Source organism: Tessaracoccus flavus (assembly GCF_001997295.1).
Lineage (GTDB): Bacteria > Actinomycetota > Actinomycetes > Propionibacteriales > Propionibacteriaceae > Arachnia > Arachnia flava.
The window spans coordinates 524,590-541,139 of the sequence record NZ_CP019605.1 but is presented as its reverse complement, the minus strand read 5'-3'; the positions used below and the strand labels follow the sequence as shown (position 1 = coordinate 541,139).

General features: G+C 67.5%; 15 protein-coding genes. 10 read left to right on the top strand and 5 right to left on the bottom strand.

What is annotated here, in order from left to right; genetic code table 11:
• The first annotated feature begins 208 nt into the window (after window positions 1-208).
• From RPIT_RS02325 to RPIT_RS02295, 7 genes are all read left to right on the top strand, one after another.
• The gene (locus tag RPIT_RS02325) at window positions 209-2,131 is read left to right on the top strand and encodes an FtsX-like permease family protein (RefSeq protein WP_077340237.1); all 1,923 of its coding nucleotides are present in this window, start codon (window positions 209-211) and stop codon (window positions 2,129-2,131) included.
• Window positions 2,086-3,633, top strand: a complete 1,548-nt coding sequence (locus RPIT_RS02320; RefSeq protein WP_077340235.1) for an ABC transporter permease — start codon at window positions 2,086-2,088, stop codon at window positions 3,631-3,633. Before RPIT_RS02325 ends, RPIT_RS02320 begins: the two co-directional genes overlap by 46 nt.
• Before the next feature lie 5 nt (window positions 3,634-3,638).
• Window positions 3,639-4,379 carry a hypothetical protein gene (locus RPIT_RS02315; protein ID WP_157633323.1) on the top strand — a complete coding sequence of 247 codons (741 nt, stop codon included), beginning with the start codon at window positions 3,639-3,641 and terminating at the stop codon, window positions 4,377-4,379.
• Window positions 4,376-6,274, top strand: a complete 1,899-nt coding sequence (locus tag RPIT_RS02310) for an ABC transporter permease (RefSeq protein ID WP_157633322.1) — start codon at window positions 4,376-4,378, stop codon at window positions 6,272-6,274. Before RPIT_RS02315 ends, RPIT_RS02310 begins: the two co-directional genes overlap by 4 nt.
• Window positions 6,271-7,215 carry an ABC transporter ATP-binding protein gene (locus tag RPIT_RS02305; protein ID WP_077340229.1) on the top strand — a complete coding sequence of 315 codons (945 nt, stop codon included), beginning with the start codon at window positions 6,271-6,273 and terminating at the stop codon, window positions 7,213-7,215. The genes RPIT_RS02310 and RPIT_RS02305 overlap by 4 nt, the downstream gene beginning before the upstream one ends.
• Complete coding sequence (locus RPIT_RS02300) at window positions 7,212-7,922, top strand: ABC transporter ATP-binding protein (RefSeq protein ID WP_077340227.1); 711 nt, start codon at window positions 7,212-7,214, stop codon at window positions 7,920-7,922. Before RPIT_RS02305 ends, RPIT_RS02300 begins: the two co-directional genes overlap by 4 nt.
• A gap of 132 nt (window positions 7,923-8,054) precedes the next feature.
• Complete coding sequence (locus RPIT_RS02295) at window positions 8,055-8,576, top strand: MogA/MoaB family molybdenum cofactor biosynthesis protein (protein WP_077340225.1); 522 nt, start codon at window positions 8,055-8,057, stop codon at window positions 8,574-8,576.
• Between the two features lie 20 nt (window positions 8,577-8,596).
• Here the strand turns inward: RPIT_RS02295 and moaC are convergent, their stop codons facing one another.
• Window positions 8,597-9,061, bottom strand: coding sequence for a cyclic pyranopterin monophosphate synthase MoaC (gene moaC, locus RPIT_RS02290; RefSeq protein WP_077340223.1), 465 nt, complete (start codon window positions 9,059-9,061; stop codon window positions 8,597-8,599).
• A gap of 285 nt (window positions 9,062-9,346) precedes the next feature.
• Between moaC and RPIT_RS02285 the strand changes: the two genes are divergently transcribed.
• Together RPIT_RS02285 and RPIT_RS02280 are read left to right on the top strand one after the other, a co-directional pair.
• Window positions 9,347-10,524, top strand: a protein-coding gene (locus tag RPIT_RS02285) for an IS3 family transposase (RefSeq protein WP_093664625.1) whose coding sequence is annotated in 2 segments (ribosomal slippage) — window positions 9,347-9,605 and window positions 9,605-10,524 — 1,179 coding nt in all. Because the reading frame shifts where the segments join, the coding sequence is not laid out codon by codon here.
• A gap of 266 nt (window positions 10,525-10,790) precedes the next feature.
• Window positions 10,791-12,020 carry an IS110 family RNA-guided transposase gene (locus RPIT_RS02280; RefSeq protein WP_077340210.1) on the top strand — a complete coding sequence of 410 codons (1,230 nt, stop codon included), beginning with the start codon at window positions 10,791-10,793 and terminating at the stop codon, window positions 12,018-12,020.
• Between the two features lie 192 nt (window positions 12,021-12,212).
• Here the strand turns inward: RPIT_RS02280 and RPIT_RS16075 are convergent, their stop codons facing one another.
• Entirely contained in the window at window positions 12,213-12,443 is a 231-nt protein-coding gene (locus RPIT_RS16075) for a hypothetical protein (protein ID WP_418361364.1), read from the bottom strand.
• The gene (locus RPIT_RS02275; RefSeq protein ID WP_418361363.1) at window positions 12,427-12,900 is read right to left on the bottom strand and encodes a helix-turn-helix domain-containing protein; all 474 of its coding nucleotides are present in this window, start codon (window positions 12,898-12,900) and stop codon (window positions 12,427-12,429) included. The genes RPIT_RS16075 and RPIT_RS02275 overlap by 17 nt, the downstream gene beginning before the upstream one ends.
• Window positions 12,901-13,224: 324 nt before the next feature.
• Between RPIT_RS02275 and RPIT_RS14855 the strand changes: the two genes are divergently transcribed.
• On the top strand, window positions 13,225-13,629 hold the full coding sequence (locus RPIT_RS14855) for a hypothetical protein (RefSeq protein WP_143028157.1): 405 nt from the start codon (window positions 13,225-13,227) through the stop codon (window positions 13,627-13,629).
• Window positions 13,630-14,209: 580 nt separating this feature from the next.
• On the opposite strand, the gene RPIT_RS14850 is transcribed toward RPIT_RS14855, so the two are convergent.
• Window positions 14,210-15,445 carry a DUF7224 domain-containing protein gene (locus RPIT_RS14850; protein ID WP_143028156.1) on the bottom strand — a complete coding sequence of 412 codons (1,236 nt, stop codon included), beginning with the start codon at window positions 15,443-15,445 and terminating at the stop codon, window positions 14,210-14,212.
• Window positions 15,442-16,497 carry an ATP-binding cassette domain-containing protein gene (locus RPIT_RS02265; RefSeq protein WP_226996316.1) on the bottom strand — a complete coding sequence of 352 codons (1,056 nt, stop codon included), beginning with the start codon at window positions 16,495-16,497 and terminating at the stop codon, window positions 15,442-15,444. The genes RPIT_RS14850 and RPIT_RS02265 overlap by 4 nt, the downstream gene beginning before the upstream one ends.
• Between the last annotated feature and the right edge of the window lie 53 nt (window positions 16,498-16,550).

Below are 16,550 nucleotides of genomic sequence, written 5' to 3'. Positions count from 1 at the left end.
ATTGTCTCTGCGCCGGGGGCACCGGAGGGCCGTAGAGGAGCCGAACCGTGTGGAAGACCGCTCGACGCCACCCCTGAGCGCGGCGCCCCGCTGAGACCCCCCGTCGAGCGGGCTTCCACACGGTTCCGAGCGCTAGCCCGGCGCAGATCCCGCCTGACGCCGCCTCGATCGAGGCCCGGTCAGGAACCTCAGGGATAGGGTTGCGGCCATGACGACGTGGTGGGGCTGGGGCGTGCGACGCGCGCGCTCATCACTCGTCCTGCTCCTCACCCTCGTCGCGCTGGTGGCCGTTACGAGCGGCATCCTGGCGTTCGTCCTCGGTAACTCCGGCGCGCAGGCGACAGCAGCGGCGCGGGCCGCGCTCACCTCTGCGGCGCCGGGTGAGGTGGGGATTCAGGCCCAGACCCGTCTCGGCTCCGATCCCCTGGCGCAGGACGAACTGGCCCGCGACCGGCTGGTGGCAGGATTCGCCCCGGCGCCGATCTCGATCTGGAGCACCATCGTCTCCGAGCCGCGGCCGGTCGCCGTCTCGGGCCAGCCGCTCCGGCAACGTCTCGTGCTGTGGTCAGGGGCGCACCTCCTGCCGGGCGCGCTCGACGTCGACGGACGATGGCCGGCGAATCCTGGCGAGGCCGCCCTCCACCGCGACGCGGCCGACGCGCTCGGTATCGCACTCGGAGAGGCACTCACGATCGACGGACGCCGCCTCACCATCTCCGCCCTGTGGAGGCCGGCGGACGTCAGCGATCCGCGCTGGCTCGGGAACGAACTTGCGCTGCGCGGCGTCGACGGCGCTCATTTCGGCCCGCTCGTGGTGGAGAAGTCGGCCATCGAGGGACAGCAGCCGTTCATTCGCTGGGCAGTGGTTCCTGAGGCCGATCGCATCTCCGGGGAGCATCTGAGCGTGCTGGCGCAGGGCGCGGAGCGCGCGAAGGCTCTGGTGGCCGACGCGGACGTCACGGGACGGGGCATCACCACCGAGGGAGATCTCGCGCCCACCGCGGCGCGGGCCGCCCGTGAGCTCGCTGTTGCCGAGGCCTTCGGAATCCTGCCCGTGTCCCTCCTCCTTCTGGTGGCCGTCGTCGGGCTTGCCCAAGTGGCAGGGCTGCTCGACGCCACCCGGGAGAAGGAACTCCAGCTTCTGATCGCCCGGGGCTCCAGCACCCGGCAATTGGTGGGAGCTGCGGTCGCCGAGACGGTGCTGTTCGCCACGGTGGGGACGGCGCTGGGGGTGGCTGCGGCCGCGGTAGCGGTTCGCCTGGTCGCCGGCACGTGGACGCACACGGCCGCCGTCCTGAGCGGTGGGCTGCTGAGCCTGGCGTTGGCGCTGGCCTGCCTCATCACGGTGGCGGTCAACGGCACGCTGCGCGCCGCCCGCGGCGGCAGACCGCGCTCCGATCGGGTCAGGGCAGTGGCCGGAGCAGCCACCCTCGTGGTGGTGGGCGGTGTCGCGGCGCTGGCCACCTGGCAGTTGCGCCGAGAGGTGACCTTCGTCCGGACGCTCGACGGCGCCGTCACGGCAGACCTGATTCCGGCGCTCGCCCCAGCCTCACTCCTCACCGCGGCGGCGGTGGTGGGGCTCGTCGTTCTCGCGCCGGTCAGCCGCGTGCTGGAGTTGGGCGCGAGGCAGCTGCACGGGGCCGGTGTCTGGCTCGCCGGCGCACAACTCGCTCGCGGTCTGGTCGTGCAGGCCGTGCCGGTGGTGTTGACGATTCTGGCCACCGGCACCGCGACCTTCGCAGCCCTCTATTCAGGCACCGGGGCCGCGCTGGCTCGTGATTCGGCCATGGTCGGTCAGGGCGCTGAGCTGCGCGCCTCCCTGAGCTCCGCGCCGCCGAGGTCGCTGGAGTTCCCGACGCTCGAGGGGGTCCCCGGCGTGGCCGCCAGCGCGCCCGTCTGGGTGGATCCCAACGCATCGATCGGCAACCTGACGCTCACCTCACTGGCCGCCCCGATGAGCGTTCTCGGCAGCGTGGCGGAGGTACCCGGCGGGCGGCCCCTGCCCGCGGCGGAGTTGGCTCCCGGGCTGCCGGAGAGCCACGCTCCCCTGCCGATTCCCCCGGCTCGGGCACGCTTCTCATCGAGGTGGGCGCGACGGTCCAGCTCGACGCGTGGGCGCAGGAAGCGCTGAGGCTCCTGCCGTCCTACCACCGGGCCGCCACCGATCTCCTGCCCGACGAGGTTCCCGACGATGCCCGGGAAGAGATGGCGCGGGCCGCCATCGAGGCGGACCTGGCCAACATCTCCCGGCCGGTCACGGTAGCCACCACGCTGACACTGCGAGACGCCGATACCGGTGAGTCGTCCACAGTCGCGGGACCGGTGCTGACGATCGCCGCGGCCGAGACCACCGCGAGCGAGGACTTCTCCGAGATCGGGTTCACCGGGGGCGAGGGGCGGGCCTCGCTTGAGATCGACCTGCCCGCCGACCGCGGCTTCCTGATCGACGCCGTGTCGATCGAGCCGATGCGCCCACTGGCGCTGGGGTTCTCCGTCGTCACTCCCACCGTGGCGGTCACGCTGGCCGTTTCGGCTGACACCGAGCCGCTTCTCGGGAGCGCGACGGCCGATTGGGGAGCCGACACTGCGCTGGCCCACGGCGCGGCCGAACCGTATCGGGCCGCCGAGGCCTCCGTGACCCCAACGGTGGAACTGGTCGATGCACCCGTCGAGACGGGGTCCGGAGAGATCATGGGCAAGCAGTTCAGCTCCAACCGCCCGGTTCCGCCCATCTCCACGGTCGACACGACCGCATCGCCCTGGCAGCTCACGTTCGCGGATGCGGCCGACCCGCTCGTCGTCGGCCCCCGCGTCGAGCTGGACCCCGCTTATGACCCCCTTGGTGTCGCCCCACCACGGACTCCCCCGCCGCCTGCGCCTGTCCCGGTGGCGATCACGCCCGCCCTGTCCGAGGCGACCACGCTGGACACCGGGGACACGTTCGAGCTCACCCTCTTCGGCCGCGGGGTCCCTGCGGAGGTGGCGGCGATCACCGGCTCGGTCCCGGGGCTGACCACGCCGCTGGGGCTCCTTCTCGACAGCGGCGCCTGGGCGTCGATGCGCGCCACCAGCCTCGACCGGTTGGTGGCACCTACTGAACTGTGGGCCAAGCTCGACGGCGACCCCGCCCTGGCGAGCAGCGCGGCGGGCGCCCTCCCGTGGGTGGCGACGGTGGCGTTGACCGACGGCGGAAGCGACCGGGCCGCACCCGCCACCCAGTCCTTCTGGGTGGCAGCCGCGAGCGCCCTCATCCTCGCGGTCACCGGCCTCGCAGCCGCCACGGCCACCCAGGTGGCCCACCGTCGGCCCGAGGTGGCAGTGCTCCGCGCCATAGGGATGCCGCCCGTGGCTCAGGGTCGGAGCCGGGCGTGGGAGGTCGGGGGCATTCTCCTGCTGGCAACCCTCGCGGGCGTGGGCTCGGGGTGGGCGGTGGCCTGGCTCACGGTTGATCCGGTCACCCGCTCAGCGAGCGCCGAACCCGTCGCCTTCGCCACCCGGTTGACCCTCGACGCCGCAGGTTGGCTCGTCCTCCTCGCCGTTGGCGCGGCGGCTGTGGCGGCGATCCTCTGGCTCCTGTCGGCTGCCGTCCGCAGACAGGCGCTGGACTCCGAGTACCGGGAGGAGGTCAGGTGAACGCGGTGACATGGCTCTGGCGGCAGTTCAACGAGGAGCGCTGGCCCGCGCTGATCCTCGCGCTGAGCGTCGCGCTCCTGGCCGCCGTCGCCGGTGTCACGCCGCGCCTGATGAGCGACCTGGACGACCGGCAGTTGGGGCAGGCACTGGCGGGCTTGTCGGCGATCCAGGGGGACGTGCAGGCGTCCTGGGCACACTCTCAGGCCGTCGGACCGTCTGGCCCCGATGGGGTCGATGATCCCTGGCCGGCTCGGCTCGAGGCCGCCCGTGCCATCAGGGACGAGCAGCCCGAGCCCCTGCGATCGTTGCTTGCGGACCCCGAGTTCGTGGGCCGAGCCAATCGCGAGGTCGAACTGGTCCCAGAGCCCGAGACCGGCTATTACCTGGCCGTTCTCGCGCTCTTGGTCTACCCGCACCTGAGCGACCACGCCATCCTCGTCGACGGTGCCTGGCCGGTCTTCGGCACCGGCAGCGAGCGGACCCAGGTTGCCGTGCTGGAGGGCGTTGCCGAGAAGATGCGCTGGACCGTGGGGTCCAGCATCGGTGAGGACTACGTGGTGTCCGCCACGTTCCGGCCGGCCGATCCGTCCGCCCAGCGCTGGGAGCACGTGCCGCTCGGGCGGACCTACACCGAGCCGCTCGACCCCAACCTCGGGGTGGCGATGAACGCGGGCCTCTTCCTGCCGGAGACCTACACCCCCAGGCCGGGGACCTCGGGACGCCCCGCAGCTGGGACTCAGGGATGACGATCCGTATGTGGTTCGGTCTTGATGTCGAGTCGCTGCGCTCCTCCGGGGTTGACGTCGACGGTTTGGCGGCGCAACTCACTTCGCTGCTGGCCCAGCGGTATGAGTCATCAACGGCGGAGGGCTCCCCCGACATCCGGCTCAACTCGGAGCTGGGGTCGACCCTGACCCGGGTGGTGGCGCAGCAGACCCTCACGCGATCGATCCTCACGATTGCCGCCCTCGGTCCGATCGCGGTCGCCGTGGCGCTCGTGATCCTGGCGGCGCGGCTGGTGGTACAGCGCCGGGAGCCCTGGCTCGAGCTGCTCCACGCCCGCGGCCTCACCCCCGCGCAGGCGCGCCGGATGGCGGTCGTCGAGGGCACCGTCCTGACCGGCCCGGCTGCGGTTGCCGGGCACCTCCTCGCCGTGGCCGTCATCCCCGGCCCGTACCCTGCCGTCGCCTGGCTTACGACGCTGTTTTCGGCCGCCGTCGCGGTAGTCGCCCTCGGCGTCGGCGCTGTCCACGCCGGGGCCAGGCGCACCCGCACGGACCTCTCCCTCCACGCCAGCCGGTGGCGCGTCGCGGGCGAAGCGCTCGCCTGGACGGCCACAGCGGCGGCCACGTTCCAACTGCTCAGCCGCCCCGATGACGAGGCCGCCCCCGGCGTCGACCTGCTGGGAGCCGCCACTCCGGTGCTCTGGACCCTCACCGCAACTCTCCTGGTGCTGCGCCTCTACCCCCTTCCCCTCGGGATCCTGGCCCGCTGGACCCGGGGTCGGCCGGGGCTCACCGGATTCCTCGGTGCGGCCCGGTCGCTGCGAGACCCTGCAGGAGGGGTGGTCCCTGTCACCACCGTCCTTCTCGGAGCGACCCTGGCGGTGATGGGAGCAACCCTGGTGGGCACTGTCGCCACGGGAACAGAGCGGGCGACGTGGGCCAGCACCGGATCCCACATCCACCTCAGCGGTCCACGCGTTCTCGACCCGATGGTGGACGAACTCCGGGCGGTCGACGGCGTCGCCACGGTCGCCCGACTCTACGAGGCGAGCGACAATGCCAAGGTGACGCTGGGCGGGGACGAGCGTTGGGTGCGGGTCCTGCTTGCCGACCCGGAGCTGATGTCCGTCTACCAGCCGATGCCTGGCGGCTCACCCGTACCCGCCGCCCTCTTCGAGGAACCGGCCCTCGTCCTGGGCGGCGACCTGAGCACCACCTCGGGCCGGGCAACCGTCGTCGGGCTCGGGGAACTCCGCGTGGCGGGCGGATTGCGCGTTCTCCCGGGAGCCTCCCCCGGGTCTGCCTGGGTGCTGGCAGACGTCAACCGCTGGCGGGACCGACAGCCCACGGCCACCACAGCCCTGATCTCGGTGGACCCCGACGCCGACCTGCGTGAGGTTGCCGCGGCGATAGCCCAGCTCGTCCCCAACTCCCGGGTGACGAACGTCGCGGATCAGTTGGCGCAACTGCGCGACTCGCCCACCATCGACGGCCTCAGCCGCGCCTTCTGGATCCTCTCGGGTACCGCCGCCGTTCTCATGGCGCTCAGTGTGATCGGGTCGCAACTGCTCGGCGGAGGCGAACGGAGGCACCTCGCCGCGATCCTGCGCACTCTGGGGCTTCGGCCCGGCCAGCTCCGGGCGCTGGCGGCATGGGAGGTGGGCCCGGCCATCGCGCTGGCGCTGGTCGTCGGCGTGGGGACGGGCATCGGGCTCGCCGCGCTGATGCTGGCCGGTCTCGACTTCCGGACCCTCACCGGGGGCGGCTACTCCCCCACACTGCATGTGCACTGGCCCACACTGGCCAGCGTCGTCGGGGCGCTCCTGGCCACGATGACGATGGCGGTCGCGGTGACCTCCTGGTCCGCGGGGCGGACCGACCTGGCTCAGGAACTGAGAATTGGAGACCAGAGATGACCGAACTGTCTGCACGGCGGGCGTTGGCTGCTGCGGAGCGCACCCACGCCGGTCCCGACATCTGGTGCGAGGACCTCGTGCGCATCCACGTGACCGACGGCATCGAGGTGCAGGCCCTGCAGGGGCTCAGCCTCACCGTCGATCCCGGCGAAGTGGTGGCCGTCGTCGGGGCCTCGGGGTCGGGAAAGTCGACACTGCTGAACATCCTGTCCGGCCTCGACAAGCCGACCGGCGGCCGGGCCCGCGTCGCAGGTCAGGACCTCGGGACACTCAACCGACGTCAACGCATCGACTTCCGACGCCACACGGTGGGCTTCGTATTCCAACAGACATCCCGCAACCTGCTCCCGTTCCTCACCGCCGCCGAGAACGTGGCGATGCCGATGGTGATCGCCAACCGCGCCGGTCGCCGCCAGCGGGCCCGCGACCTCCTCGACCTCTTGGAGGTGGCCGACGTGGCCGGCCGGAGGCCGGGCCAGCTGTCCGGCGGTCAGCAGCAACGGGTGGCCATCGCGACGGCGCTGGCCAACTCCCCGGCCGTGCTCCTCGCCGACGAGCCGACCGGCGAGCTGGACGAGACCAACTCCGCATCGGTCCTCGAGATCATGCGGGCCGCCGCCACTGAGGTGGGCACGACCGTGCTCATCGTCACCCATGATCCGACGGTCAGCGAGCACGTGGCCCGCACGGTCCAGATCCGCGACGGCCGCACCTCCACCGAGGTCCTCCGCCGAACCGAGCGGGGCGCCGACGGTGTCGAGCGCGAGATCGCCGAGGAATACTCGGTGATCGACCGCAACGGCCGCCTCCAACTGCCCTCCACCCACGTTGACGAGCTTGGCCTTCGGGAGCGGGTGCGGGTCTCGAGGGAGGACGACCACGTCGGGGTCTGGCCCGACACCCCCTCCGCCCGGCGAGGCGTCGAGGAGGACGAATCATGACGGGACTTGCCCGCGTGGCCGGACGGGGCTTGGTACGCACGTTCGGCGCTGGTGCCACCGCGGTCCACGCCCTGGCCGGCGTCGACATCGAGGGACACGCCTCGGAGCTCACCGTCGTCACCGGCCCGTCCGGGTCCGGGAAAACCACCCTGCTCAACCTGCTCGGCGGACTCGACCGACCGACCGCCGGCCACGTGGTTCTCGACGACGGTCGCGTGCTGTCCGAGCTGCCCGAGGCCGAGGTTCTTGCCACCCGCCGCGCTCGGATCGGGTACGTGTTCCAGAGCTTCGGCCTCATCCCGGTGCTGTCGGCCGCAGAAAACGTCGAGGTGCCACTGCGCCTCGCCCTGACCGATCCGAGGGAGAGGGACGAGCGGGTCGCCACCATGCTGGAGCGCGTCGGGCTCGCCCGACATGCCCGGCAGCGTCCCTACGAACTCTCCGGCGGCCAGCAGCAACGGGTCGGCGTGGCCCGCGCGCTGGTCGGACGCCCCGACATCCTCATCGCCGACGAACCGACCGGGCAGCTGGACTCCGACACCGCCGCCACCATCATGGACCTCATCGTCCACCTGACCCACGAGTTGGGGATCGCCACGATCGTGTCCACGCACGACCCTCTCCTCATCGAGCGCGCCGACCGCGTCCTGCGGCTGCACGACGGCGTCGTCGACGCCAACGGGGGCGGCCGAACGCCAACGGACTGAGGAACTCGCCAACCGACCTCAGCGACGCCCGCGAGATCTCGCGGGCGTCGCTGGTCCTCGTCGGCGTGACCGGCGAGCGGTTGGCGTCGAGGTGCCCGCGACGGCGGAGCCCCGCGCAGTAGTCTGGCCGTCATGAGCTATTCCGCCGCCGTCATCACCTGCTCCGACCGGGCCGCCGCCAGCGTCTACGAGGACCGATCCGGCCCTGTGCTCCGCGAGGCACTGGCCGAGTTGGGTTTCGAGGTCGCCGACGGCGTCGTCGTTCCAGACCATCCGGAGCAGATCCGGCGCGCCATCCAGGACGCGGTGCGCGAGGGTGCGCGTGTCATCTTCACCACCGGCGGCACAGGGATCAGCCCCACCGACCTCACCGTTGAGATCACCCGCGAGCTCATGGCCTACGAGGTGCCCGGACTCATGGAGGAGGTGCGGCGGGTGGGCTCCCAGAAGGAGCCCAGGGCACTGTTGTCGCGCGGCCTCGCCGCCATCCTCGCGCTTCCCGGTCAGCAGCGGGCGATCATCGTCAACGCGCCCGGGTCCAGGGGCGGGGCGCGGGACTCGGTCGAGGTCGTCGGCCCGCTGCTGCATCACATCGTCGAGCAACTCGACGGCTCGGATCACCCGACGGATGCGCCCGGAGCCGGCGCCGAGTAGCGCCGACTGTGCTCGTTGGGTCAGCGCGTCCAGTCGCCTGACCTGCCACCGCTCTTGGCGACGACCTTCGCCGAGACGATCTCGCTGAGCTTGTCGACGCCCTTGATCATGTCCACCACGGCCAGGGCGGCGACCGTCGCGGCCGTGAGCGCCTCCATCTCGACCCCGGTTCGGTCCGCGGTACGGACCGTGGCGGTAATGTCGATGCCTGTGTCGACGATGTCGAGGTCGACGGTCACGCCGTGCACGCCGATAACGTGGGCGAGCGGGAGCAGGTCGGGCACCTTCTTTGCCGCCGCGATGCCGGCCACCCTCGCCACCGCGAGCACGTCCCCCTTCGGCACCGTCCCCTCACGCAGCGCCGAGACCACATCCTGCGAGCAACGCACGCTCGCAACGGCCGTCGCGGAGCGCACCGTCGGCTGCTTCGCGGTGACGTCGACCATCCGCGCGTGCCCGGCAGAATCCAAGTGCGTGAAACCCATGTCGGCAGCCTATCCCCGGGTCAGGTCCCTGAGCTTGTCGTCGCCCTGCCCCCCTGAGCTTGTCGCCCTGCCCCTGAGCTTGTCGCCCTGCCCCCTGAGCTTGTCGAAGGGTTACGGCCGCAACCGTGGTCGTCGCCCCCTGGGTCGGGGGCGGCGGCAGGTAGAGAGGTCGTGACCCTTCGACGGACTTGGCGGAGCACGACACATCGTGCTCCTGGGGGACTGAAGATTGGGGTGTGACACTTCTCGTGGACAGTCGTTACCAGGAAGGAACGACGAGACGAGATGTCATCGAAACGCAGGAAGTACACCGCAGAGTTCAAGGCTGACGCGGTCCAGCTCGTGGTGGTCGCTCAGCGGCCGATCGCGCAGGTCGCGCGGGAGTTGGAGATCAATGAGAGCTCGCTGGGCTACTGGGTCAAGATCTACCGGGAACAGCACCCTGACCCGGTGAAGGCCCCGCCCCCGGTGGAGGCGGCCCGCCTGGCCGCGTTGGAGGCCGAGGTGCGCCGGCTGTCGGAGGAGAACGCGTTCCTGAAAAAAGCCGCGGCCTTCTTCGCCAGGACGCAACCGTGACCGACATGTTCACGCTGATCCACGCGGAGAAGGCCACCCACTCGGTCGAGTTGATGACCCGCCTGCTGGACGTGTCGCGGGCCGGTTACTACTCGTGGGTGAAGCGAGGCGATACCCCGGGCCCGGCGGCGACCCGACGGGCGGAGGTGACCGCTGCGGTGATCGACAGCCACACCGCCTCCAACGGCGTCAACGGGCACCGCCGGGTGCGCGCCGATCTGACCGCCGACGGCGTGCCCGCCTCGGAGGGGATGGTGCGCTCGATCATGCGCCAGGCCGGGATCGCCGGCATCCAGCCGCGGACGAAGAAACGCACCACGATCCCCGCCGACGACGCCGAACAGCGCCCTGACCTGGTCAAACGCGACTTCACCTCCGACACGCCAGGGACCAAGCTGGTCGGTGACATCACCTACCTGCGCACTGGCAAGGGGTGGCTGTTCCTGGCCACCGTGATCGATCTCCACTCCCGGATGGTGGTCGGTTGGGCAATGGCCGAGCACATGCGCACCGAACTGATCAGCGCCGCTCTGCGGATGGCCCACACCCACGGACACCTCGCCCCTGGAGCGATCTTCCACTCCGACCGCGGATCTCAGTACACCTCAGCCGACTACGCCGCCGTCGCCAGCCAACTCGGGGTGCAGCTGTCGGTCGGGCGGACCGGATCGTGCCACGACAACGCGGTGGCCGAATCGTGGTTCTCGATGCTGAAGAACGAGATGTACCACCGGCACAGGTTCGCGACCCGAGCCCAAGCCAGGCTCCACGTCATGCAGTACATCGAGGTGTTCTACAACCGACGCCGCCGTCACTCCACCCTCGACTACCAAACCCCAGCGGCGGTCCACGCGGCCCACCAACCTCAGACCGCAGCCGCGGCCTGACCAACAAAACACCTGTCCACGAAACTTGACGTAGAGGATGTAACCGTCCCCCGGCAAGGGGGCGTGTGACCCGAAACTTGACTGGCGGCCCGCAGGGGTCTGTCTTTGATCTGAACCGTCCACGACCCCTTCGCCGGTGGGTGACCGACGAGGAGCGCCGGTCGAAGGCCTTGCATGACTTCATATGAGCTTGGAGAGCCCCATCAACGTCTTGTCTGCCCGGCCCCCGACCGGCGTGCCCACCATCAGGAAGGCGCGCCACCATCATGACAACAACGACAATCGACCGCGACACGAGCAACGCCGTCGTTGCTGGTGTCGACACACACAAAGACACCCATCACGTCGCGGTGCTCGCGGCCGGTAGCGGTGCCCGGCTCGGGGACCTGCAAGTGCCCGCGACACCCGCGGGCTATGAACGACTGCTCGGGTTCGTCGCATCGTTTGGTGCAATCGCGCTGGTCGGCGTCGAGGGCACGAACTCCTACGGCGCGGGCCTGGCCCGCTACCTCGCCGCCGCGGACGTCACGATCCGTGAGGTGATCCGCCCCAAGAGGGCGCAACGGCGCCGCGGGAAGTCCGACCCGATCGACGCCTACGCTGCCGCTCAGCAGGCCCTCGCCGAGCCGGAAATCCTGCCGATCGCGAAGACCAGCGACGGGCCAGTCGAGCAGATTCGGGTGCTGATGGCCGTGCGCCGCAGCGCGATGAAGGCCCGCATCGCCGCGCATCGACAGATCACATCCCTGCTGATCACCGCCCCGGACGCCGTCCGGACCCGCTTCGCTCACCTCGACAGCGACCCCTTGATCGACACGCTCGCCGCCACCCGGCCAGGCCCCGCTGTCAACAGTGTCACCGCCGCGACCGGGCAAGCGCTACGCCGGCTGGCACGGCGCCACCAGAACCTCACCGCGGAGATCGCCGACATCGACGCCGAGCTACGCATCCTGACCACCCAGTCCGCGCCCGCGATGCTCGCCACCAAAGGGTTCGGCGTGATCACCACCGCAACCCTGCTCATCACCGCGGGTGACAACCCCGCCCGGCTCCGCACCGAAGCATCCTTCGCCGCGCTGAGCGGAGCCGCCCCGATCCCCGCCAGCTCCGGGAAAACCACCCGGCACCGCCTCAACCGCGGCGGCGACCGGCAAGCCAACTGGGCCCTACACCAGATCGCGCTCGTACGGCTGTCCACCGACCCACGTACCAAGGCCTACGCCGCCAAACTCACCGCCGCGGGCAAGAGCAAGAAGGACGTCCTGCGCTGCCTCAAACGCGCCATCGCCCGCGAGGCCTGGCACCTCATCGTCCACCCCGCACCCACACCACGCATCGACGACCTCCGTCCCCTCCGACACCTGCGAGGGCTCACCCTGACCCAGGCCGCCGAGCACCTCGGAACCGTCCCAGCACGCATCAGCGAACTCGAACGCGGCACCCGCCTGAACATCCAACTTGCGAACGCCTACCGCGACTACCTCAACGCCGCTTGACATCCATAGGAGCATCACAGCCCAGATCGTCACCGTGACTCATCCGTCGCGTGCCGACTGGCGCAACCCGTTGGCCGATGTCTCACCACTGGTGGCGCGAGCACTCGAGGACGGCCAGAAGCTGTCCTGATTCATTTCCACGGTGAAGGCTTGACGCCATCGGTGGGTAGCAGAATCCACCCACCGATGGCGTCAACGTGTCGTCCGCTGTGACACGGTGGCGATCTCCAGCGCGGCGAAGAGTGTGGTGGTGCCGTGTCGGACGTAGTCGTGGCTGCGTTGCTCGTTATGGCCGGGCTGCATCGGCAGCACCTTCTGGGTGCGGTTCAGCGCCTGGATCTGGGACTTCTCATCCACGCACAGCACCACCGCGTTCTCCGGCGGATTCAGGTACAACCCGACAACATCAGTGACCTTGGCCACCAGTTCGGGGTTCGGTGGAGAACTTAAACGTCTCAGCCTTCCAGGGCCTGACCCCGTACTTCTTCCACGCCTTGGTGATCGTGGAGTGGTGCACCCCCAGACGGGGAGCCAACAGCCGGCTCGACCAGTGCGTCACCCCCAGTCTCTTAGGCGGCGGCGTCAACGTCGCGGTGATGATCTCCGCATCATCAACCACTTTCGGTCGGCCGGGACGCTGCACGTCGACCAGCCCGGCCATCCCGTGTTCGAGGTAGCGGCCCCGCCACAGATTCACCGTCGGACGTGACACCCCCGCCAGTTCAGCGATCAGGGCATTCGTGGTCCCCTGAGAGGCCAGCAGAACGATCCTGGCCCGCTGCGCCGCACCGGCGGTGGTGCTACTGGTGCGCAGCACCTTCTCCAATATCGCTTGGTCTCCCTCACGAAGCGGCAGGGCTGGTGCTGGTTTGTTTGCCATGCCCCATTGTCTCACCCAACCGTATAGTTACTTCGACGCCACGCCACTAGATTGATATAGAACGCACGTTCGACCATTCGACCCGGTAGAACGTGCGTTCCTCATCTCTACTGATCCTTGTCTACTGGCCCTTGTTGGGACGCCGAGCCCAGCCGTCGTCAACACAAGTCCGAGCATGCCCGTCGCGGACGCCTTAAAGAAAATAGACGAAAACCAAGCGACCCATCAGGATCCACCGTACACGGAGTTCGCCGCATAAGCACTAAAGTAACAGGAAGGGATTCAACCATGCGACCTCAACAGTTGCGCTCCAAACTCAGAAAGATGGCCGCCGCAGGCGCCCTGGCCACCTGTATCGCCCTGACGCCGCTCCTTGCCCACGCGGAAGGAAGCTGGACCGGTTCGATGTCGGCCGTCAATACTGGGTTCACCTCCCGATCGTGGACGGATAAGAACGCAGACGCAAACGGGACAATCATTTGGCACAAGTACTGCACTGGCGTGTACAGTTCTATCAGCACTGTTCACTACAGGCTGGAGAAGACAGGTCTTCTCGTCGAAAATCGTGGGGAAGCGAGTTTCGGGTGCTTCAGTGGTAACACCTACCGAGAGTACAACTACGGACGTCAACCTGCCGGAAACTACCGCTTCATGGTCACCAAATTCAACGGTTCGACCAACTCGAACGGCAATCGCCTGACCGTCACCGAAGTTGGGGTAAAGTACTGATTCTACGCAGTATTCTCCCATCGGCTTGGATGGTGCGCCGTGCAGTAGAGCGCACCACCCAAGATGGCGATGAGAACCGACCCTGCCCACGCGGGAGTGTTTTGACCTCCATCGGCCGGCCAGGCCCAAAAGTCGTAATGGTCGCCAGACCGACCGAGGACAAGAGAGGCAACGAACCACCCCAAGGATGGGACACTAGCCCAGGCGGGGGGCAAGAAAACGCTGCTTATGAGCACGACCCCTATCAGGCTAATCCCTGTCCTGATGGCAGCCATTAGAGGAGTCGCAGACATTGCGACACCTATCAGACAGACTGGGGTCAGGAATGCAAGTAAGATGTCCCAGATCCAGACCTGACGCACGTTCCGTATCTCGAAGGCTTGCCAGCGTCTACTAATGCAGACACCTGCGACAAGCGCGGGGGCTGCCATCATCAAGGTTGTCAGCGGGACGTGGCTGAGCGTCCCGTTGCGGATATCTGGGACTGCGATCGTCACGGTCGGGAAGAGAACAGAGATGCCTAGGCACGCAGCAACTGCGGCCAGGGTCGCCCACACCAAGCGGTTCTTTGCCCAGAGTGTCATGAGCACTCATCTCTCTGCTCGATGACACTATTTACCCATAGGCTCGCATCGCCACCACTAGCTAGAAGTTCTTGGAGTTTTTCGGCTGCAGGAGGCGTCGACTCGTTGAGTACGTCGGCTGGGTCCTCGCCGGCGACAACGAGTAGCCACCCCATCGCCGCTAACCCATCTTGGCTCGACCCTTGCGCTTCACCCATCACTACTCCGTCAGGGCAAGTTCGATTCGTCATAGCAAACGCGAATGAGGATAACCAGTATTCGCTCGGCGCGGTTCCCTGAATTACGAGTGGAACGTGGCCCTCTGCGGCAACTTCGACACCTTCATCGAATCTCTCCGGCATCGTGACTCCCGCAGCGTTCCACGCAGAAGCTGCCTCATCGAGAGTGTGGCGAACCTCGCCCCGTACCAGCTCATGCTCATCCCACATGCACAGCTCGGGCACCAGCCCATCACAAATAGTGGCGTCCTTTCTAGGTACGCCTGGGCTATACCCGAAATCCTTCACTAGGTTAGCCGCCACAAGGGTGATCGATGCCAGTACGCAGATGGTTAGGAACGTGATTCCCCTGATTGAGTTCGGCCGACGCAGACGGAGTGTTGCGGCCCAGCAGAGCAAGATCCCTGCAAGACCAACTCCTAGGTTGAAGATGACGGCGGCCGCTAGGGGCTCTGTGGCAATCGTCTGATTTGTGAAGCAACACCCGGTCCAGGCCCCCGTAAGGTGGCGCAGCCAAAGAGGTTCGTAAACACGCGCAAATATCAGCCAGACGGCGGGGAGCAGCATGGCCAAAGGCAACGAGACCACAGGGGGCATCACACAGCCGAATCCCAGCCCAAGCAGCCCCCATGCCGTCAAAGTTACGACACCGCTCATGATGAGGAGCCAATCCGCCGATCCTACTGCTGGACCGTCAAACATCGTGAAGAGCGTTAGGATCAGGGCGGCTGGCGCCACCGATACAGCCATTGGGGCAGTGAGGATTCTCAGCATCGACCTCGATCTAGGCATGGTCAGAATGCGCGCGTAGCGGAGCTTTGTCCCCTCCCAAGCGGCGGATAGCGCCACTAGGGGTGCGATGAACGTGACACTCGATATATTCATGAGTGTCACGGCAGTATGATATCCTTCGCCTGACTCCTCCGTCCCTTGAATCCGGGACACCAACACGGCGAGGGCCATCGGGACGACCCACACACCCGGGCTTTTCAGGAGGGCAGTGGAGAAGTTCATTCGGAGAGGCCTTCCTGCTTCATGACAACCTTGAACGCGAGTTCGGCTTGGTGAGGACCTTCGGGGGCGAGGGAGACGAACTCGCGAGGCGTCCCTTCCCAAACAACCTGTCCGGAGAGCAACACGGCAACGTTCGAGTAGATTGCTTGGATATCATCCACCTGATGGGTAGAAATGATCATCTCCGAATCCGAAACTTGGGCAATGAGTTCACGGAAGTTTGATCTTTGCGCTGGGTCTAGGCCGGCTGTTGGTTCATCGAGGATGAGAACCTTTGGCTCGTGCACCATGGCCATTGCCAATCCCATACGACGGAGTTGGCCCCCAGAGAGGTTCTTGGCGCTGTCAGCCATCTTGTCTTCGAGTCCCAGCCTGCACAGGAGTTCCCGGGACTTAGCCTCCGTGTCGCGTTGCCGCATTCCCTTCAGCCACCCGGCGTAGCGCACCTGCTCTATAACGGTCAGCCCAGGGAGGTGACGAATATCTTGGGGCATGAAGCCTACGGTTCCCGGAGCCAATGCATGTGCGCGTCTTGATGCGGACCGCTTCGGGCCCACATCCGGACCGAGACTCACTGTGCCTGCCTGCGGAGTCCTCCAGCCGACGGCAAGGGACATGAGAGTTGACTTGCCTGCACCATTAGGCCCCAGCAGGACTGAGCGCCCAGAAGGAAATTCGTAAGTGAAGTTTCGAAGTACAGGTGCACGCCTGCGCGCGTAGGAGTACGTGACGTCTTCGAACCTGAGCAAATCAATCTCCTTAAGAGGGGTAGTTACTGAAGCGTACCGGTCGCCTCGTCTACCGAGGGCGGACGAGAGGCGATTTGACGTGGGTTGCGGGAGCCGCTGTCGTGGGCTTCGAGCCCACGCGGTTGTGACGGTAACTGATTCCCACTGATTCGCAACCCGGGACCCGGATGGGAGCGTTGTCCTTGTACCACACCAGACGCCTGATTTCGTCGGGGCAAGCGGGCAGGTAGACGGGGAGGCTATCGATGGAAGCCACGATCGCCCAGCCGCCGTAGCTGGAGACCAGGCGGTCGCCGAGGTCACGATGAGTGCTCGGTCGTCCCAGCCAGATGCCGCTTCGTGAGCAACTGCTCGTG